The organism is Streptomyces flaveolus (assembly GCF_014648815.1).
GTDB lineage: Bacteria > Actinomycetota > Actinomycetes > Streptomycetales > Streptomycetaceae > Streptomyces > Streptomyces flaveolus.
Genome location: NZ_BMRV01000022.1, coordinates 41,690 through 60,598 on the forward strand (window position 1 = coordinate 41,690; position 18,909 = coordinate 60,598).

Annotated in this window: 19 protein-coding genes; 15 read left to right on the top strand and 4 right to left on the bottom strand. The window is 70.7% G+C overall.

The features are described 5' to 3' along the window. The first annotated feature begins 173 nt into the window (after window positions 1-173). The 7 genes from IEZ05_RS33640 (at window position 174) to IEZ05_RS33670 (ending at window position 8,340) form a co-directional block, all read left to right on the top strand. Window positions 174-1,172: an ABC transporter permease gene (locus tag IEZ05_RS33640; RefSeq protein ID WP_189234105.1), complete on the top strand. Its 999-nt coding sequence runs from the start codon at window positions 174-176 to the stop codon at window positions 1,170-1,172. Window positions 1,173-1,231: 59 nt separating this feature from the next. Next, complete coding sequence (locus IEZ05_RS33645; protein ID WP_457852747.1) at window positions 1,232-2,983, top strand: ABC transporter substrate-binding protein; 1,752 nt, start codon at window positions 1,232-1,234, stop codon at window positions 2,981-2,983. Window positions 2,984-3,052: 69 nt separating this feature from the next. Then, complete coding sequence (locus tag IEZ05_RS33650; protein WP_161163154.1) at window positions 3,053-4,060, top strand: ABC transporter permease; 1,008 nt, start codon at window positions 3,053-3,055, stop codon at window positions 4,058-4,060. Next, window positions 4,057-5,154, top strand: a complete 1,098-nt coding sequence (locus tag IEZ05_RS33655; RefSeq protein WP_189234107.1) for an ABC transporter ATP-binding protein — start codon at window positions 4,057-4,059, stop codon at window positions 5,152-5,154. The genes IEZ05_RS33650 and IEZ05_RS33655 overlap by 4 nt, the downstream gene beginning before the upstream one ends. Then, the gene (locus IEZ05_RS33660) at window positions 5,151-6,659 is read left to right on the top strand and encodes an ABC transporter ATP-binding protein (RefSeq protein WP_189234108.1); all 1,509 of its coding nucleotides are present in this window, start codon (window positions 5,151-5,153) and stop codon (window positions 6,657-6,659) included. Before IEZ05_RS33655 ends, IEZ05_RS33660 begins: the two co-directional genes overlap by 4 nt. Window positions 6,660-6,729: 70 nt before the next feature. After that, window positions 6,730-7,389, top strand: coding sequence for a trimeric intracellular cation channel family protein (locus tag IEZ05_RS33665; protein WP_189234109.1), 660 nt, complete (start codon window positions 6,730-6,732; stop codon window positions 7,387-7,389). 90 nt (window positions 7,390-7,479) lie between these two features. After that, entirely contained in the window at window positions 7,480-8,340 is an 861-nt protein-coding gene (locus IEZ05_RS33670; protein WP_189234110.1) for a thioesterase family protein, read from the top strand. Between the two features lie 102 nt (window positions 8,341-8,442). On the opposite strand, the gene IEZ05_RS33675 is transcribed toward IEZ05_RS33670, so the two are convergent. Further along, window positions 8,443-9,069 carry a TetR family transcriptional regulator gene (locus IEZ05_RS33675; RefSeq protein WP_189234111.1) on the bottom strand — a complete coding sequence of 209 codons (627 nt, stop codon included), beginning with the start codon at window positions 9,067-9,069 and terminating at the stop codon, window positions 8,443-8,445. A 115-nt stretch (window positions 9,070-9,184) separates the two neighbouring features. Here IEZ05_RS33675 and IEZ05_RS33680 point away from each other — a divergent pair, with 115 nt between their 5' ends. The 3 genes from IEZ05_RS33680 to IEZ05_RS33690 all read left to right on the top strand — a co-directional run bounded on the left by IEZ05_RS33680 (window position 9,185) and on the right by IEZ05_RS33690 (window position 10,911). After that, window positions 9,185-9,352, top strand: a complete 168-nt coding sequence (locus tag IEZ05_RS33680) for a hypothetical protein (protein ID WP_189234112.1) — start codon at window positions 9,185-9,187, stop codon at window positions 9,350-9,352. Window positions 9,353-9,390: 38 nt separating this feature from the next. Continuing rightward, window positions 9,391-9,657, top strand: a complete 267-nt coding sequence (locus IEZ05_RS33685; protein ID WP_189234113.1) for a DUF4190 domain-containing protein — start codon at window positions 9,391-9,393, stop codon at window positions 9,655-9,657. Window positions 9,658-9,747: 90 nt separating this feature from the next. Then, complete coding sequence (locus IEZ05_RS33690) at window positions 9,748-10,911, top strand: cysteine desulfurase family protein (protein WP_189234114.1); 1,164 nt, start codon at window positions 9,748-9,750, stop codon at window positions 10,909-10,911. A 16-nt stretch (window positions 10,912-10,927) separates the two neighbouring features. On the opposite strand, the gene IEZ05_RS33695 is transcribed toward IEZ05_RS33690, so the two are convergent. After that, window positions 10,928-11,629 (bottom strand): N-acetylmuramoyl-L-alanine amidase, encoded by a 702-nt coding sequence (locus tag IEZ05_RS33695; protein ID WP_189234115.1) that lies wholly within the window; start codon window positions 11,627-11,629, stop codon window positions 10,928-10,930. Between the two features lie 60 nt (window positions 11,630-11,689). Between IEZ05_RS33695 and mnmA the strand changes: the two genes are divergently transcribed. After that, window positions 11,690-12,820 (top strand): tRNA 2-thiouridine(34) synthase MnmA, encoded by a 1,131-nt coding sequence (gene mnmA / locus IEZ05_RS33700; protein WP_189234116.1) that lies wholly within the window; start codon window positions 11,690-11,692, stop codon window positions 12,818-12,820. 12 nt (window positions 12,821-12,832) lie between these two features. Here mnmA and IEZ05_RS33705 read toward each other — a convergent pair whose 3' ends face one another. After that, a complete protein-coding gene (locus IEZ05_RS33705) occupies window positions 12,833-13,612 on the bottom strand; it encodes an alpha/beta fold hydrolase (RefSeq protein WP_189234117.1) in 780 nt (259 codons plus the stop codon). Between the two features lie 36 nt (window positions 13,613-13,648). Beyond that, window positions 13,649-13,972, bottom strand: coding sequence for a DUF427 domain-containing protein (locus tag IEZ05_RS33710; protein ID WP_189234118.1), 324 nt, complete (start codon window positions 13,970-13,972; stop codon window positions 13,649-13,651). Window positions 13,973-14,067: 95 nt separating this feature from the next. Here IEZ05_RS33710 and IEZ05_RS33715 point away from each other — a divergent pair, with 95 nt between their 5' ends. The 4 genes from IEZ05_RS33715 (at window position 14,068) to ligA (ending at window position 18,688) form a co-directional block, all read left to right on the top strand. Then, window positions 14,068-14,607 (top strand): LOG family protein, encoded by a 540-nt coding sequence (locus IEZ05_RS33715; protein WP_189234119.1) that lies wholly within the window; start codon window positions 14,068-14,070, stop codon window positions 14,605-14,607. 27 nt (window positions 14,608-14,634) lie between these two features. Then, on the top strand, window positions 14,635-15,324 hold the full coding sequence (locus tag IEZ05_RS33720) for an SDR family oxidoreductase (protein ID WP_189234120.1): 690 nt from the start codon (window positions 14,635-14,637) through the stop codon (window positions 15,322-15,324). 151 nt (window positions 15,325-15,475) lie between these two features. Next, window positions 15,476-16,477 carry a methionine synthase gene (locus tag IEZ05_RS33725; RefSeq protein WP_189234121.1) on the top strand — a complete coding sequence of 334 codons (1,002 nt, stop codon included), beginning with the start codon at window positions 15,476-15,478 and terminating at the stop codon, window positions 16,475-16,477. A gap of 15 nt (window positions 16,478-16,492) precedes the next feature. Then, window positions 16,493-18,688, top strand: a complete 2,196-nt coding sequence (gene ligA, locus IEZ05_RS33730) for an NAD-dependent DNA ligase LigA (RefSeq protein ID WP_189234122.1) — start codon at window positions 16,493-16,495, stop codon at window positions 18,686-18,688. Window positions 18,689-18,909: the final 221 nt, after the last annotated feature.

Here is an 18,909-nt window from a genome sequence, read left to right on the forward strand (position 1 = left end):
CATCACGGTTGCGCATACTTTCCCGGTCAGACCTGGCGGGTGATCCTGACGACGCTGAAGACTCCCGAGACAGACACCGGATCGTTCGATCCCGTGATCGAGAGCAAGTCGACAAAGCCGTAATCCACGGCGGGTGTAGGCCGGTCACCACCGGCGAGAGGGGTCGGGTCACTGTGACCGCACCGATCGAGACCACCGGGGCGCAAGCCGAGGCACAGCCCGAGGCTGTCCTCGCCGGTGCCGATAAGGGGCAGATCGAGGGCCGTTCCCTGGGGCAGATCGCCTGGTCCCGTTTCAAGAAGGACAAGGTGGCCGTGGCCGGCGGGGTCGTCGTGATCCTGCTGATCCTCCTCGCGATCCTCTCCCGCCCCATCCAGGCGATCTTCGGCCTGGACCCCAACGCCCTCAACCAGGATCTGATCGACCCCAACACCTCGCTGCCCAAGGGTGACTTCGGCGGCATGAGCTGGGACCACCCGCTCGGTGTGGAGCCGAAGTTCGGCCGGGACATCGCCACCCGCATCCTCGAGGGCTCCTGGGTCTCGCTGGTCGTCGCCTTCGGCGCCACGATCCTGTCCAACACGATCGGCACGATCCTCGGCGTGGTGGCCGGCTACTACGGCGGACGCGTCGACACCATCATCAGCCGGCTGATGGACACCTTCCTGGCCTTCCCCCTGCTGCTGTTCGCGATCGCCATCTCGGCGACCCTGCAGGGCGGCGCCTTCGGACTGGAGGGCCTGCCGCTGCACATCATGGTGCTGGTCTTCGTCATCGGCTTCTTCAACTGGCCCTATCTGGGCCGCATCGTCCGCGGTCAGACGCTGGCCCTGCGTGAACGGGAGTTCGTCGACGCCTCCCGGGGGATGGGGGCCAAGGGCCCCTACATCCTCTTCCGGGAGCTGCTGCCGAACCTCGTGGGCCCGATCATCGTCTACTCGACGCTGCTCATCCCGACCAACATCATCTTCGAGGCGTCCCTGAGCTTCCTCGGCGTCGGCATCCAGCCCCCGCAGGCCTCGTGGGGCGGCATGATCAACCAGGCGGTCGCCTTCTACCAGGTCGACCCCCAGTTCATGATCGTTCCCGGTCTCGCCATCTTCGTGACCGTCCTGGCGTTCAACCTGCTCGGCGACGGTCTCCGTGACGCTCTCGACCCGCGCAGCCGCTGACCGGCGACTGCCCCGAGAGTCCCAAAGATTTGCCAACAATGGAGGGGAAGCAGACCATCATGCGAAGGTCAGCGCTGGCCGCGGTCGCGGCCATCGGCAGTGCAAGCCTGCTGCTTTCGGCTTGCAGCAAGGCCGATGACAGCTCGGACAACAACGGTAAGAAGTCGGCTGAGGCCAACGCAGCGACCAAGGGTGTCGTCAACGCCTCCACCCAGAAGGGTGGGACGGTCACGTACGAGTACTCGGACGTCCCGGACTCCTTCGACCCCGGCAACACGTACTACGCGTACATGTACAACCTCAGCCGGCTGTACGCGCGCCCGCTGATGACCTTCCAGCCCGGCGCGGGCGAGAAGGGCAACACCCTGGTCCCGGACCTCGCCGCCAGCAAGGGCGTGCCGAGCGACGGCGGCAAGACCTGGACGTACAAGCTGCGCGCGGGTCTGAAGTACCAGGACGGCACCCCGATCACCTCGAAGGACGTCAAGTACGCCGTCGAGCGCTCCAACTTCGCGCGTGACGTGCTCTCCCTCGGCCCGAACTACTTCCAGCAGTTCATGAAGGACGGCGACAAGTACAAGGGCCCGTACAAGGACAAGAGCCCCGAGGGCCTGAAGTCCATCGAGACGCCGGACGACACCACGATCGTCTTCCACCTCAACCGCTCCTTCCAGGAGTTCGACTACCTGGTCGCGACGCCGCAGACGGCTCCGGTGCCCCAGTCCAAGGACAAGGGCATCGACTACGTCAAGAGCATCGTGTCCTCCGGCTCGTACAAGTTCGAGAGCTACGAGGAGGGCAAGCAGGCCGTCCTCGTCCGCAACGAGAACTGGGACCCGAAGACGGACCCGCTGCGCAAGCAGTACCCGGAAAAGATCGTCGTCAAGCTCAAGGTCAACGCCGAGACGATCGACCAGGACGTCCAGGCCGGCACCGCGATCGACCTCGGCGGCACGGGCGTCCAGGCCGCGACGCAGGCGAAGGTCGTCAACGACGCCTCCCTGAAGGCCAACACCGACAACACCTACGGTGGCCGCCTGGTTTACATGGCGATCAACTCGCAGGTCGCGCCGTTCGACAAGGTCGAGTGCCGCAAGGCCGTCCAGTACGCCATCGACAAGGTCTCCGTGCAGACCGCCCTCGGCGGTCCGATCCGCGGTGAGGTCGCCACCACCGTCCTCCCGCCGGACATCACCGGCTACGAGAAGTCGGACGTCTACGCCACCGACGGCAACAAGGGCGACGTCGCCAAGGCCAAGGAGCAGCTGAAGGCCTGCGGCAAGACGGCCATCAACACGAACATCTCGGCGCGCAGCGACCGCCCGCAGGAGATCGACGCGGCCACCGCGATCATCGCCTCGCTGAAGAAGGTCGGCATCAACGCCAGCCTGAAGCAGTACCCGTCGGGCAAGTACTTCACCGACTACGCGGGTGTGCCGACGTTCGACAAGAAGCAGAACATCGGTCTGCACATGATGCAGTGGGGTGCCGACTGGCCGTCCGGCTACGGTTTCCTGCAGCAGATCCTGCACGGTGACGCGATCGGCGCCTCGGGCAACACCAACCTGTCGTACATCAACGACAAGCAGATCAACGAGACGCTCGAGAAGGCCATCGCCACCGAGAGCGACACCGAGCGCAACGCGCTGTACGCCCAGATCGACAAGCGTGCGATGGACCTGGCCACCCTCGTCCCGCTGACCTACTTCAAGGTCCTGCTGTACCGCCCGACCACCTACACCAACCTGGTGTCCACGGCGGCCTTCAGCGGTCAGTACGACTACCTCAACATCGGCACGACCAAGAAGTAGCCCCGGAAGGCAGGTGAAGGCATTGGTGCCCGCGGGCTTCGCGGCCCGCGGGCACCAGCGCCGGTCCCCGTGATCTCGTACATCCTCCGTCGGACGTTCGCGGCAGTGATCCTGCTGCTGGTCGTCACCGCGGTCACCTTCGCGATCTTCTTCCTGCTGCCGCGGCTCGCCGGTCAGACCGCCGACCAGCTCGCGCAGCAGTACATCGGAAAGAGTCCGACGAAGGCAGACATCCTCGCGGTCAAGCAGAACCTCGGTCTGGACGAGCCCCTGTACGTCCAGTACTGGCACTTCATCAAGGGGATCGTCAGCGGCGCCACCTACAACCTGGGCCCCACCACGGCGCAGTGTGACGCGCCCTGCTTCGGCTACTCCTTCAAGAACCACGTCGAGGTGTGGCCGCAGCTCACCTCCCGCCTCCCGGTGACCCTCTCGCTGGCCGGCGGCGCCGCCGTGCTGTGGCTGGTCTCCGGTGTCCTGATCGGCGTGATCTCGGCGCTCAAGCCCCGCAGCGTCTTCGACCGCACCTTCATGGGCGTCGCGCTCGCCGGTGTCTCGCTGCCCATGTTCTTCACGGGCAACCTGCTGCTCCTGCTGTTCACCTTCCAGTGGCCGATCTTCGGCCGCACCTACGTGCCGCTCACCGAGAACCCGGCCCAATGGGCCAACACGCTCTTCCCGGCCTGGTGCTCGCTGGCCCTGCTGTACTCCGCCATCTACGCGCGGCTCACCCGCTCGGGCATGCTGGAGACGATGAACGAGGACTTCATCCGCACGGCCCGCGCCAAGGGCCTGCGGGAGCGCAGGGTCGTGGCCCGGCACGGGCTGCGGGCCGCGCTGACCCCGATCATCACCGTCTTCGGCATGGACCTCGGCCTGCTGCTCGGCGGCGCCGTGATCACCGAGAAGGTGTTCTCGCTGCCCGGCATCGGCCAGTACGCGGTGCAGGGCATCACCGACAACGACCTGCCCCCGATCCTCGGCGTCACCCTGCTCGCAGCCTTCTTCGTCGTGATCGCCAATCTCCTGGTGGACCTGCTGTACGCCGCCGCCGACCCACGCGTGAGGCTCTCGTGACCGAACTCTCCAAGACCGGGGCCGCCGTGGGTGAGCCCACGGGCTCGCCCTCGAACGCGCCCGACGCGTTCCTCGCGGTCCGCGACCTCAAGGTGCACTTCCCCACCGACGACGGCCTGGTCAAGTCCGTCGACGGGCTCAGCTTCCAGGTGGAGAAGGGCAAGACCCTCTGCATCGTCGGCGAGTCGGGATCCGGCAAGTCCGTCACCTCACTGGCGATCATGGGCCTGCACCGGCTCGGCTCGCGCGGCAAGAACGTGCAGATGTCCGGCGAGATCTGGCTGGGCGGCAAGGAGCTCGTCTCCGCCGACCCGGACGAGGTCCGCCGGCTGCGCGGCCGCGAGATGGCGATGATCTTCCAGGACCCGCTGTCCGCGATGCACCCGTACTACACGATCGGCAATCAGATCGTGGAGGCGTACCGGGTCCACCACGACGTCAACAAGAAGACCGCGCGCAAGCGGGCGATCGAGATGCTCGACCGGGTCGGCATCCCCGAGCCCGGCAAGCGCGTCGACAGCTACCCGCACGAGTTCTCCGGCGGTATGCGCCAGCGCGCGATGATCGCGATGGCGCTGGTCAACAACCCCGAACTGCTCATCGCGGACGAGCCGACGACCGCCCTGGACGTGACCGTCCAGGCGCAGATCCTCGACCTGATCCGGGACCTGCAGAAGGAGTTCGGCTCCGCGGTCGTCCTCATCACCCACGACCTCGGCGTGGTCGCCGAGATCGCCGACGACGTCCTGGTGATGTACGGCGGCCGGTGCGTGGAGCGCGGTTCGGTCGACGACGTCTTCGAGCGGCCGCAGCACCCGTACACCTGGGGTCTGCTCGGCTCGATGCCGCGCATCGACCGCGAGACCTCCGAGCGGCTCATCCCGGTCAAGGGCTCGCCGCCGAGCCTCATCAACGTCCCCTCGGGCTGCGCCTTCCACCCCCGCTGCCCGTACGCGGACATCCCCAAGGGGGATGTCACCCGTACCGTGCGGCCGGAACTCCAGGTGGTCGGCAGCGGGCACTTCTCCGCCTGTCACCTCTCGCCGGAGGACCGCACGCGGATCTGGACCGAAGAGATTGCGCCGAAGCTGTGAGCGATACGAAGAAGAAGGACGCGACGACGGTCCCGGCCCAGGCATCCTCTCCCGAGGAGCGCGAGGTGCTGCTGAAGGTCGAGGGCCTGCAGAAGCACTTCCCGATCCACAAGGGTGTTCTCCGGCGCCAGGCGGGCGCGGTCAAGGCCGTCGACGGCATCGACTTCGAGGTGCGCAAGGGCGAGACCCTCGGCGTGGTCGGTGAGTCGGGCTGCGGCAAGTCGACCATGGGCCGGGTCATCACCCGGCTCCAGGACCCGACGGGCGGCTCGATCCACTTCGATGGCAAGGACATCACGCGGCTGAACACGGCCGGGATGCGTCCGCTGCGGCGGGACATCCAGATGATCTTCCAGGACCCGTACGGCTCGCTGAACCCGCGCCATACCATCGGCAGCATCGTCTCGGCGCCGTTCCGTCTCCAGGGCGTGGAGCCCGAGGGCGGGGTGAAGAAGGAGGTCCAGCGGCTCCTGGAGCTGGTGGGCCTGAGCCCCGAGCACTACAACCGCTACCCGCACGAGTTCTCCGGCGGCCAGCGCCAGCGCATCGGCATCGCCCGCGCGCTCGCCCTGAAGCCGAAGCTGGTCGTGGCGGACGAGCCGGTCTCCGCGCTGGACGTCTCCATCCAGGCGCAGGTCGTCAACCTCATGGACGACCTCCAGCAGGAGCTCGGCCTGACGTACGTGATCATCGCGCACGACCTGTCCGTCGTCCGGCACGTCTCGGACCGGATCGCGGTGATGTACCTGGGCAAGATCGTCGAGCTCGCCGACCGCACCTCGCTGTACGAGGCGCCGATGCACCCGTACACCAAGGCGCTGATGTCGGCGGTGCCGGTGCCGGACCCGAAGCGCCGGGGCGCCAAGAGCGAGCGGATCCTGCTCCGCGGCGACGTGCCCTCGCCGATCGCCCCGCCGAGCGGCTGCCGCTTCCACACGCGGTGCTGGAAGGCGACGCAGATCTGCAAGACCACCGAGCCGCCGCTGAAGGAGCTGCGGCCGGGCCAGCAGGTGGCCTGCCACCACCCGGAGAACTTCGAGGACCAGGCCCCGCAGGACGTCGTCCTGCTCACCGCCGCCAAGGAGGCGGCGGAGACGGTCTCGGACGAGGCCCGGGCGAAGCCGGCGGAGACCGCGGCAGCGGAGACCGCAGACGCGGGGCCCGCGAAGGCGGAGGCTCCGAAGGTGGAGGCCGCGGACGCGGAGACGGCCAAGGCGGACGCCCCGGAGGCAAAGGCTGCGGACGCGGAGGCTCCGAAGGTGGAGGCCGCGAAGGCGGACGCCCCGGCGGCTCCGGAGGCGGAGGCCGGCGGCGCGGAGACCGCGGACGCGGAGAGCGAGGCGCCCGAGCCCGCTGCGGAGGCCGGCTCCACGGCGGAGTCGGCGGACGCCGAGTCCGAGACGGCTGAGGCCAGTCCGGCGCAGGCCGCCGCGCCCGAGTCGTCGGAGACGGACGCCCCCGAGACCGACGCCGAAGCCGAACCTCCGGCCAAGAAGAAGAAGTAACCCGGCCCGGTCCGTGAGCCCCCGCCTTCGTTTGTAAGGCGGGGGCTCACCGGCAGGTGAGAATGGCAGGGTGTACGAGCAACTCTTCAGCCCCACCGTGCAGCACACGCTCGACCTGATCGGCATCTTCGTCTTCGCCATCTCGGGCGCGCTGCTGGCCGTCCGCAAGAACTTCGACGTGTTCGGCATCGCCGTCCTCGCCCAGGTCACCGCGCTGGGCGGCGGGCTGTTCCGGGACCTGATCATCGGGGCGGTGCCGCCCGCCGCGTTCACGGACCTGGGGTACTTCCTGACCCCGCTGCTCGCCACGGTGCTGGTCTTCTTCCTCCACCCCCACGTCGAGCGCCTCCAGACCGGCGTCAACGTCTTCGACGCGGCCGGCCTCGGCCTGTTCTGCGTCGCCGGCACGACCAAGGCGTACGACTACGGGCTCGGCCTGACCGCCTCCGCCTGTCTGGGCATGGCCACCGCGGTGGGCGGCGGTGTGCTGCGCGACGTCCTGGCCAACGAGGTGCCGTCGCTGCTGCGCTGGGACCGCGACCTGTACGCCGTCCCGGCCATCGTCGGCGCCACGATGGTCGTCCTGTGCATCCGCTTCGACGCGCTGAGCCCGTTCACCAGCGGTCTCGCGGTGGTCACCGCCTTCCTGCTGCGTCTGCTGGCGCTGCGCTTCCACTGGCGGGCGCCGCGCGCGTGGAACCGGCGGTCGACGGTCGTCGAGGGGGAGTGAGAGGTCTTCCGTCCGCTCCGGGGCAGCGGCAGCGGCAGCGGCAGCAAGGAAAAGCTACCGCTTAGTAGTTTCCTGTTGTAGCGTGCAGCCATGCCAGAAGCAGCCTCCGCACCGGCCACCCGGGCCACCATCGGCGACAGCGAGTTCGACCGGGACACCAGCGTCACCCGGCGCGCACCCGGCGTCTACGACATCGACCTCTCCGCCGGCTGGACGATCATCAGTGCCGTCAACGGCGGCTACCTGCTGGCCGTCCTGGGCCGCGCTCTCGGGGACGCCCTGCCGCATCCCGACCCCTTCACCATCTCGGCGCACTACCTCACCGCGTCCCGGCCGGGCCCGGCGGTCGTCCGCACGGAGACGGTCCGCACCGGCCGTACGCTCTCCACCGGCCAGGCGTCCCTCTTCCAGTACGACGACGAGGGCAACGAGGTTGAGCGCATCCGCGTCCTCGCCTCCTACGGCGACCTCGGGACGCTGCCCGACGACGTCCGCACCTCGGCGAAGCCGCCCGCCATCCCGCCCATGGACCAGTGCTTCGGCCCGGAGGACGGCCCCGCCCCCGTGGAGGGCAGCTCCGCCATCGCCGACCGGCTGATGCTCAAGCTGGACCCCGCCACCCTGGGCTGGGCCCTCGGGCAGCCCTCGGGCAGGGGAGAGATGCGGGCCTGGTTCGGGCTCGCCGACGGCCGCGACGCCGACCCCCTCTCGCTGCTCCTCGCGGTGGACGCGCTGCCCCCGACTGCCTTCGAGCTCGGGCTCAAGGGCTGGGTGCCGACGGTCGAGCTGACCGTGCACGTGCGCTGCCGCCCGGCACCGGGCCCGCTGCGCGTCTCCATCACCACCCGCAACCTCGCCGGCGGCTTCCTCGAAGAGGACGCCGAGGTCTGGGACAGCGCCGACCGCCTGGTCGCCCAGTCCCGTCAGCTGGCCCGGGTCCGGCTCGGCTGACGCGCCCCGCGGGCGGTGCCCGCCCGTTTGTCACCGCACGCCGGGACGCCGAGACCTGCCCGTCTCGGCGTCCCGGCGTGCGTGCCGCGTCTCCCCGCCCGGTCAGTCCAGCCAGTGCCGGCGGCCGATGCTGATCAGCCGCATCCGGCGGGTCGCGACCGCGGTGACGCGCCGGCGCTCCTCCTCCGGGGCCTCCAGCGTCTCCAGGAACAGCGAGGCCGTGATCAGCATCTGGTCGACGTAGAGGCCAGCGAGCATCAGCAGGTCGTCGTCGTGCCAGCCCGCCGACTGCGGGTCCTTGGCCAGCTCGGCCTGCACCTCCTCGGCGAACCGGGCCAGTTGGCCGTGTATCGCCTCCCGCACCGGCTGCACCCCGCCGTGCCGCTCCCGGGCGATGAACCGGACGTGAGCGGGATGTGCGGCCACGTGACCGGCGATCAACTCCACGGCGCGGGCGATCCGTTCGTCACTGTCCTCCGCGGGCGACACCGTCGTCCGGATCATCGGATGCAGGCTGCCCAGCGCCTCCTCCACCAGTGCCACGCCGAGGTCGGCGGTGGAGCGGAAGTGCCGGTAGAAGGCGGTCGGGGCGACGCCGACGGCACGGGTGACCTCGCGCAGGCCCAGGCTGCTCAGGCTCTGCTCCTCCAGCAGCGCGAGCGCCGCGTCCAGGAGCGCCTGACGGGTCTTCTGCTTCTGGGCCTGCCGAACGCCGAGGGTGTGACTCATGCCATGCAGTTAACAACTGTTCTCCGGAATTGAAAAGCCATGGGGCGCGCTAGACTGGGAAGTCAGTGAACAACTGTAACTACAACCGTTCACCGAAGGTTGGGGGATCCGCTCCATGCTGTTTCTCGTCGTCGCACTTCTGCTCTTCGGCGCCGTCCTGGGCACCGTCGCCCACGCGCCGCTCACCGTGTCCGTCGCCCTCGGCCTGGTCCTCGCCGTCTGGCTCGGCGTCTTCGCGGTCCGCGAGCGGCACGGCCGCCGCCGGAGCAGCTCCGTCCACTGACCGCCGCCGGTCCATCGACGCACCGTAAGGAGAACACCGTGCAGCTCACCGCACCGGCCACCCGCCGGACCGGTATCCGGGACACCGACGGCATGGCCGTCGCGTCCTTCGTTCTCGGCCTCCTCGGCCTGCTCGTCCTCAACGTCTTCCTGGGCCCCGTCGCCATCGCGCTGGCCGGCGTCGCCCTGTGGCGCGGTACCGCCCGCCGCGGCCGGGCCCTCCTCGGCCTCGGCCTGGGCGTCGCCGACCTGCTGGTCCTGGTGGCGGTCATGTCCGCGGACAACACGATGTCGTGGAGTCTGTGAGCCACCCGTCCTGCTGCCGGTCCCGGTTCGCCGAAGAGGCCAACCTTGATCTGAGGCCGCGCGGGGCCGCCCCGTAGAATCGGCCCCACCATGGCTTACCTCGACCACGCCGCGACCACCCCGATGCTCCCCGAGGCGGTCGAGGCACTCACCGCGCACGTGGGCGCCACCGGCAACGCCTCCTCCCTCCACGCGTCCGGCCGCCGCGCACGGCGCACCGTCGAGGAGGCCCGCGAGACCCTCGCCGACGCCCTCGGCGCCCGGCCCAGCGAGGTCGTCTACACCTCCGGCGGCACCGAGGCCGACAATCTCGCCGTCAAGGGCCTGTACTGGGCCCGCCGCGACGCCGACCCGGCCCGCACCCGGGTCCTGGCCAGCCCCGTCGAGCACCACGCCGTCCTCGACGCCGTCCACTGGCTCGGCGAACACGAGGGCGCGACCGTCGAGTACCTGCCGGTCGACGCGTACGGCCGCGTCCACCCCGAGGCGCTGCGCGAAGCCATCGCCCGCGACCCCGGCGACGTCGCCCTCGCCACCGTCATGTGGGCCAACAACGAGATCGGCACGATCATGCCGGTCCGTGAACTCGCCGACGTGGCCGCCGAGTTCGACGTTCCACTGCACGCCGACGCGGTCCAGGCCGTCGGTCAGCTCCCGGTCGACTTCGCCGCCTCCGGACTCGCCGCGATGACGGTTTCCGGCCACAAGATCGGCGGCCCCTACGGCATCGGCGCGCTGCTGCTCGGCCGCGAGTACACCCCCGTACCCGTCCTGCACGGCGGCGGTCAGGAACGCCACGTCCGCTCCGGCACCCTCGACGTGCCCGCCGTCGCCTCCTTCGCGGTGGCCGGCCGCCTCGCCACCGAGCAGCGCGAGTGGTTCGCCCGCGAGATCGGCGCCCTGCGCGACGACCTGGTCGACGCGGTCCGTACGGCGGTCCCGGACGCCATCCTGGGCGGCGACCCGGTGGACCGGCTGCCGGCCAACGCCCACTTCACCTTCCCCGGCTGCGAGGGCGACTCCCTGCTCCTCCTCCTCGACGCCCAGGGCATCGAGTGCTCCACCGGCTCAGCCTGCACCGCCGGCGTCGCCCAGCCCAGCCACGTCCTGCTGGCCACCGGCACCGACCCCGGCCTCGCCCGGGGCACCCTGCGCTTCTCCCTCGGCCACACCTCCACGGAGGCCGACGTCGAGGCGCTCGCCAAGGCGATCGGCCCGGCGGTGGAACGCGCGCGGGCGGCGGGGCTGACGTAGGGGTCGGGCGGCGGGGTCAGGCGCTTGTCGAGGCGCCGGCGGACGGACCGCTCGTCGCCGCCCGCCGCACCAGCTCCATGTACCGGTCCCAGTCCCAGTGCGGCCCCGGATCGGTGTGGTCGGTGCCCGGCACCTCCACGTGGCCGATGATGTGCTCGCGGTCCACGGGTATCTCGTACCGCGCGCAGATACCGGCGGTCAGCCGGGCCGACGCGGCGTACATCGCCTCCGTGAAGTCCTGCGGCCGGTCCACGAAACCCTCGTGCTCGATGCCGACACTGCGCTCGTTGTAGTCCCGGTTGCCCGCCTGGTAGGCCACGTCCAGCTCGCGGATCATCTGCGTGACGCGACCGTCCTGGCCCACGATGTAGTGCGTGGCGGCCTTGTGACCGGGGTCCTGGAACGCCTTCACGGCGCTCGCGAAGCTGCCCTGCGTGACATGGACGATCACCATGTCGATGCCGAAGTCGTCGGGCCGGTCCGCGCGCCGCCAGTTGGCGTCCGACGCCGCCACCCACCGGGCGCCCGCGTAGTCGACGGCGCCCTTCTCGCGGGGCTTCTCCACGCCCGGCGTGCGCCACCACAGCCGCGCCAGCTCGTCGCGCGCCAGCACCGCCGTGCCCAGGGCCGCCGCCGTGCCGCCGACGAGCAGCGCCCGGCGGCCGATGTGCCGGTCCGCGTCCCTGGATCCGCCCGTGGACCCGCTCTTCGCCCCCATGCGATCTTCAACGCATACGCGCGCGCTCCGGTTCCCGCGCCCCCGTACCCTGGAAGGGTTATGACTGACACCCCGCACCGCACCCGCCCCCTCCGCGTCCTCGCCGCCATGTCGGGCGGAGTCGACTCCGCCGTCGCCGCCGCCCGCGCGGCCGAGGCGGGGCACGACGTGACCGGCGTCCACCTGGCGCTCTCCGCCAACCCGCAGTCCTTCCGCACGGGCGCCCGGGGCTGTTGCACCATCGAGGACTCCCGGGACGCCCGCCGCGCCGCGGACGTCATCGGCATCCCCTTCTACGTGTGGGACCTCGCCGACCGCTTCCGCGAGGACGTGGTCGAGGACTTCGTCGCCGAGTACGAGGCCGGCCGCACCCCCAACCCGTGCCTGCGCTGCAACGAGAAGATCAAGTTCGCCGCGCTGCTCGACAAGGCCCTAGCGCTCGGCTTCGACGCGGTCTGCACCGGTCACTACGCGAAGGTGATCCTGCGCGAGGACGGCACCCGCGAACTGCACCGCGCCTCCGACATGGCCAAGGACCAGAGCTACGTCCTCGGCGTGCTGGACGACCGGCAGCTCGCCCACGCCATGTTCCCGCTCGGCGACACGCTCACCACCAAGGACGAGATCCGCGCGGAGGCCGAGCGCAGGGGACTCGCCGTCGCCAAGAAGCCCGACTCGCACGACATCTGCTTCATCGCCGACGGCGACACCCAGGGCTTCCTCGCGAACCGCCTCGGCAGGGCCGAGGGCGACATCGTCGACGAGGCCGGCAACCGCCTCGGCACCCACGAGGGCGCCTACGGCTTCACCATCGGCCAGCGCAAGGGCCTGCGGATCGGCACGCCCGCCGCCGACGGCAAGCCCCGCTACGTCCTCGACATCTCCCCGGTGGACAACACCGTCACGGTGGGCCCGGCCGAGGCGCTGGACGTCACCGCGCTCACCGCGATCAAGCCCCGCTGGTGCGGCGCCGCCCCCACCGGCCCCGGCACCTACACCGCCCAGCTCCGTGCCCACGGCGGCGAGACCGAGGTCACCGCCGGCCTGGTCGACGGCACGCTGGAGGTGTCGTTCACCGAGCCGGTGCGCGGCGTGGCCCCCGGCCAGGCGATCGTGCTGTACGACGGCACGCGCGTGGTGGGCTCGGCGACGATCGCGTCGACGACGCGCGCGACGGCGGGCGTGGCCTGACCGGGCGCCCTCCTACGCCGCGAAGAACTCCGCGAGCACCGGTGCCAGGACGCCCGGCTCCACCATGTGGCTCTGCCCCCCGAGGGCTCGGTACGTGCCCTCGGGCACGGCGTCGGCGACCGCCCGTGCCGCCTCGCGCATCCACTCGGCGCCCGCGTCGCCCGCCAGGGCCAGCACGGGCACGGTGATCTCCGCCAGCCGGGCCCGCGGCACCCGGGCGTCGCCCATCACCGCGTCGTCGTACCCGAGGCTCGGCGCGACCGACTCCAGGCCGGCCCACATCGGCGACCGGCGGGCGCCCCGGATCATCTCCTCGCCCAGGCCGGTGAGGCGCAGGAACAGCTCCACCGCGTCCCCGCGCCGGCCCTGCCCGAGCGCCTCGCCCAGCCGCTCGGTGTACTCCGCGCGGGCCCGCGCGGCGTCGTCGTCCATGGCGTACGGCACCTCGTAGACGGCGACCCGGCGCACCGGCAGCCCGCTCGCCGCCGCCCGCAGCACCAGCGCGCCGCCGGACGAGATGCCGTACAGCGACGCCTCGCCGCCGACCGCCTCGATCAGCGCCGCGAGGTCCTCGACCTCGCGCTCCACCGCGTAGGGCGCCGTGTCCCCGCTTCCGCCGCGGCCCCGGCGGTCGTACACGGTGACGTCGAAACGGTTCGACAGCTCCGCGGCCAGGGGCGCCAGCGTGGCCCCCGTGGACATCGCACCGCTGACCAGGACGACGGCCGGCCCCTGCCCGGCGCGTTCGTACGCGATGCGCGTGCCGTCACGCGAAAGGGTCTTCTTGTCCATCTTGTGCAGACTGCCCTACGGCACGCGTTTCATCCCTCAGGACACCTCGACGTCGTAGAAACACAGGTGGTCCTTGATCTCCGCCACGTCCGGCTTCGGGTCCGGGTAGGCCCAGGCGAGGTCCGCCGCGTCCGGCAGCGACCAGTAGGACGCGTCGCCCTTGAACGGGCAGTGCGTGCGTGTGGCGGACGGCGTCAGCAGGTCCATGCGTACGTCCTCGGCGGGGAGGTAGTACCGGTCGGGACAGCCCGTCTCGCGCAGGACCAGTGCCCCGTCGCTCTCCGCCAGGACCTGTCCGCCGTGCACCGCGCGCACGTGCCGGTCGCTCCGCTCGATGGTGATGCGATGACCCTTCGTCACGATGATCGATCCTCCTCGGGTGGCCCACGTCTTCCGTACAGCGTGCGCCGAAGCCGGGTTCTTCCCGGGCGCCACGCCCCCCGTACCGTGGTCCCATGAACATCTGCGTCTTCCTCTCCGCCGCCGACCTCGACGAGCGCTACACGCGCCCCGCGAAGGAGTTCGGCACCCTCCTCGGCAAGGGCGGGCACACGCTCGTGTGGGGCGGTTCGGACACCGGGCTGATGAAGGTCGTCGCCGACGGTGTGCACGAGGCCGGAGGCAGGCTCCTGGGCGTCTCCGTGGACTTCCTGGCGGCCAAGGCGCGCGAGGGCGCCGACGAGATGGTGATCGCCAAGGACCTCGCCGAGCGCAAGCGGCTGCTGCTGGAGAAGGCCGACGCCGTGGTGATCATGGTGGGCGGCACCGGCACCCTGGACGAGGCGACGGAGATCCTGGAGCTGAAGAAGCACGGGCACACCGACAAGCCGGTCGTCCTGCTCAACACGGCCGGCTTCTACGACGGGCTCAAGGAACAGTTCCGCCGCATGGAGGACGAGGGGTTCCTGCCGCACCCCCTCACCGAGCTGGTGTTCTTCGCCGAGGAGCCGGTCGGCGCACTGGCTTACCTGGAGGAGAGCCAGGGCGTGGAGTGAGCCCGCGGTGATGCGAGCATGGCGGTCATGGCTACACATGTGATCACCGGAGCGGGCTCCGGCATCGGCGCGGCCGTGACCCGCCGCCTGCACGAGCGCGGCGACGAGGTCGTGCTGCACGCGCGCGACGCGGGCCGCGCGAAGGAACTGGCGGCCGCGTTCCCCGGCGCCAAGACGCTGGTCGGCGACCTGGCGGACCCGGACAAGCTGTCCTGGGCCTTCTCCCACCAGACACTGCCCGACCGCGTGGACTCCCTGCTGCACATCGCGGGCGTGGTCGACCTCGGCCCCGTCGGCGACCTCACCCCGAAGACCTGGCGCCACCAGCTGAGCGTCAACCTGGTCGCCCCGGCCGAGCTCACCCGCCTCTTCCTGCCCCAGCTCCGCGTCGCCCAGGGCCAGGTCGTCTTCGTCAACTCCGGTTCCGGACTCAACGCCCACGCCGGCTGGTCCGCGTACGCCGCCTCCAAGCACGGACTGAAGGCCCTGGCCGACTCCCTGCGCCAGGAGGAGCACGCGAACGGCGTCCGCGTCACCTCCGTCTACCCCGGCCGCACCGCCAGCCCCATGCAGGCCAAGGTCCACCAGCAGGAGGGCAAGGAGTACGACCCCGCGCAGTGGATCGACCCCGAGTCGGTCGCCACGACGATCGTCATGGCCCTGGACCTGCCCAGGGACGCGGAGGTCAACGACCTGACGGTGCGCCCGGGGCGCTAGTCGGTGCCGGGCGCGTCCAGCCCGTCCGGCGTTTGAGGACGAGGCCGTCCAGGCCGAAAGCGGGGGCCCGGGGGCGCAGCCCCCGGGGACGGGAAGGGAAGGGGCGGCGGGGGCGAACAACCTACCCCAGCCCCTGCGTACGCTTCTTCTCGTGAACGCCACCCTCCCCCTTGCCCCCGCCACCGGCATCGGCAGCATGCCGGGCCAGGACGCCCGAGAGGCCGTCAAGACCGTCACCGGCACCTTCGAGAACTTCCCGTACCTGCCCGAGCTGCCCGCCCGCGGCCCCGGCGCCGACATGATCGGCCGCAGCGCCGGGATGCTCGTCGAGCTGTACGCGCGCGTGGAGCCCAGCGGCTGGCGCCTCGGCGACCGCCCGGGCCGCGACACCAAACGGGCCCGGGCCTGGCTGGGGGAGGACCTCGACGCGCTGGAGGAGTTCACGCAGGGTTACGAGGGGCCGCTGAAGGTCCAGGCCGTCGGCCCCTGGACGCTGGCCGCCGCCCTGGAACTGCGAGGCGGCGAGGCCGTCCTGTCCGACGCCGGTGCCACCCGCGACCTCGCCGCCTCCCTCGCCGAGGGCCTGCGCCTGCACCTCGCCGAGCTCCGGCGCCGCGTGCCCGGCGCGACACTCGTGCTCCAGCTCGACGAGCCGTCCCTCACCGCGGTGCTGCGCGGCCAGGTGCGCAGCGCCAGCGGCTACCGCACGTACCGGGCCGTGGACCGGCAGGTCGTGGAGGGGGCTCTGCGGGACACCGTCGGGGCGCACGGCGAGGGCCCCGTCGTGGTCCACTCCTGCGCCCCCGACGTCCCGTTCGCCCTGCTGCGCCGGGCCGGCGTCGCGGGCATCTCCTTCGACTTCTCCCTCCTCACCGAACGTGACGACGACGCGATCGGCGAGGCGGTGGAGGGCGGCACCCGGCTGTTCACCGGTGTCGTACCGGGGACGGACGGCCCATTGTCAGACCCTGCCGGTAGCGTCATGGGTGTCAGGACGCTGTGGCGCAGGCTGGGGCTGCATCCGGGGCTTCTCGCGGAGGCGGTCACGGTGACGCCGTCGTGCGGACTCGCGGGCGCGTCCCCCGAGTACGCCCGCCGCGCGCTCGCCCACTGCGTCCGGGCGGCGAGATCCCTCGCGGACAACCCAGAGTAACGGGAGGACGACACGGTGGCCGGCGACAAGCAGGCGGAGACGACGAGTGTGCCCGCCGAGGCGCGCGAGAAGCACGTGCAGCTCGCTGAGCAGATCGAGGAACACCGCTTCCGGTACTACGTGAAGGACGCCCCCGTCATCAGCGACGCGGACTTCGACCGGCTGCTGCGTTCCCTGGAGGCGCTGGAGGAGGAGTACCCGGAGCTGCGCACCCCGGACTCGCCGACCCAGAAGGTCGCCGGTTCCTACGAGACGGAGTTCACGGCCGTCGAGCACCGCTCCCGCATGCTCTCCCTCGACAACACCTTCAACGACGACGAGCTCGCCGCCTGGACCGAGCGCATCGCCAAGGAGCTGGGCGAGCAGAAGTACCACTTCCTGTGCGAGCTGAAGGTCGACGGACTGGCCGTCAACCTCACCTACGAGCGCGGCCGGCTGGTCCGCGCGGCCACCCGCGGCGACGGCCGCACCGGCGAGGACATCACGCCCAACGTCCGCACCATCGCCGAGATCCCCGAGCGCCTCACGGGCGACAAGGTCCCCGACCTCGTGGAGATCCGCGGCGAGGTCTACTTCCCGATGGAGAAGTTCCAGGAGCTCAACGCCCGGCTGGTCGAGGCCGGCGACAAGCCCTTCGCCAACCCGCGCAACGCGGCGGCCGGTTCACTGCGCCAGAAGGACCCGCGCGTCACCGCCTCCCGCCCCCTGCACATGGTCGTCCACGGCATCGGCGCCCTGGAGGGCTACACGGGCATGACCCGCCTCTCCCAGGCGTACGACCTCCTGGCGACCTGGGGCCTGCCCACCTCCCCGCACAACAGGGTGGTCGACGGCCTCGACGGCGTCCGGGAGTTCATCGCGTACTACGGCGAGAACCGGCACTCGGTGGCGCACGAGATCGACGGCGTCGTCGTCAAGCTCGACGAGATCCGCCTCCAGGGCCGCCTCGGTTCCACCGCGCGCGCCCCGCGCTGGGCCATCGCCTACAAGTACGCGCCCGAGGAGGTCAACACCAAGCTCGTCGACATCAAGGTGGGCGTCGGACGCACCGGCCGCGTCACGCCGTACGCGCAGGTCGAGCCGGTCACCGTGGCCGGCAGCGAGGTGGAGTTCGCCACCCTGCACAACCAGGAGGTCGTCAAGGCCAAGGGCGTCCTCATCGGCGACACGGTGGTGCTGCGCAAGGCCGGTGACGTGATCCCCGAGATCCTCGGGCCGGTCGCCGACCTGCGGGACGGCTGCGAGCGGGAGTTCGTCATGCCGGCCGCGTGCCCCGAGTGCGGGACGCCGCTGAAGGCCATGAAGGAGGGCGACATCGACCTCCGCTGCCCCAACGCCCGTACCTGCCCGGCCCAGCTGCGCGAGCGCGTCTCCTACCTCGCCGGCCGGGAGTGCCTGGACATCGAGCACTTCGGCGGCGTCGTCGCGGCCGCGCTGACCCGGCCGCTGGAGCCGGCCGATCCGCCGCTCGTCGACGAGGGCGACCTCTTCGACCTCACCGTCGAGAAGCTGCTGCCCATCAAGGCGTACGTCCTCGATCCGGACAGCGGGCTGCCCAAGCGCGACCCCAAGACCGGCGAGGAGAAGATCGTCACGGTCTTCGCCAACCAGAAGGGCGAGCCGAAGAAGAACACCCTCGCCCTGCTGAGGAACATCGAGGAGGCCAAGAACCGGCCGCTCGCCCGGTTCCTCAACGGCCTCTCCATCCGGCACGTCGGCCCGGTCGCCGCCCAGGAACTCGCCCGCCAGTTCCGCTCCGTCGACCGCATCGAGCAGGCCACCGAGGAGGAGTTGGCCAACACCGACGGCGTCGGCCCCATCATCGCCGCCTCCCTCAAGGAGTGGTTCGCCGAGGACTGGCACCGCGAGATCGTCCGGAAGTGGAAGGCGGCCGGAGTTCCGCTGGAGGAACAGTCGACCGGCGAGGACGAGGGCCCGCGCCCGCTCGAAGGACTCACCGTCGTCGTCACCGGCACGCTGGAGAACTACACGCGCGACGGAGCCAAGGACGCGTTGCAGAGCCGCGGCGCCAAGGTGACCGGATCGGTGTCCAAGAAGACGTCGTTCGTGGTGGTGGGCGACAATCCCGGGTCCAAATACGACAAGGCGATGCAACTCAAGGTGCCCGTCCTGAACGAGGACGGTTTCACCGTCCTGCTCGAGGAAGGACCCGAAGCGGCCACCGGCGCCGCGCTTTCGGCCGAGGAATAGCGGTTGAAGGCCACCCGATCGGCGCATACCAGATGCATACGGGTGGCCGGGTCGCATTCGGGCAACCGTCGACGACCGGTGCCCCAGGAAGCCTTCCGCGGCCTACTGTTGAGGGGTGCGCCTGCCGTGCCCAGCTGCGGTCGGGGGCATCCCCCTGCCCCAAGGAACAGGGGGAAGGGTTCTCCAACGCGGAGCCGTTGAGGGTTGTCGGGCGCAGGGCC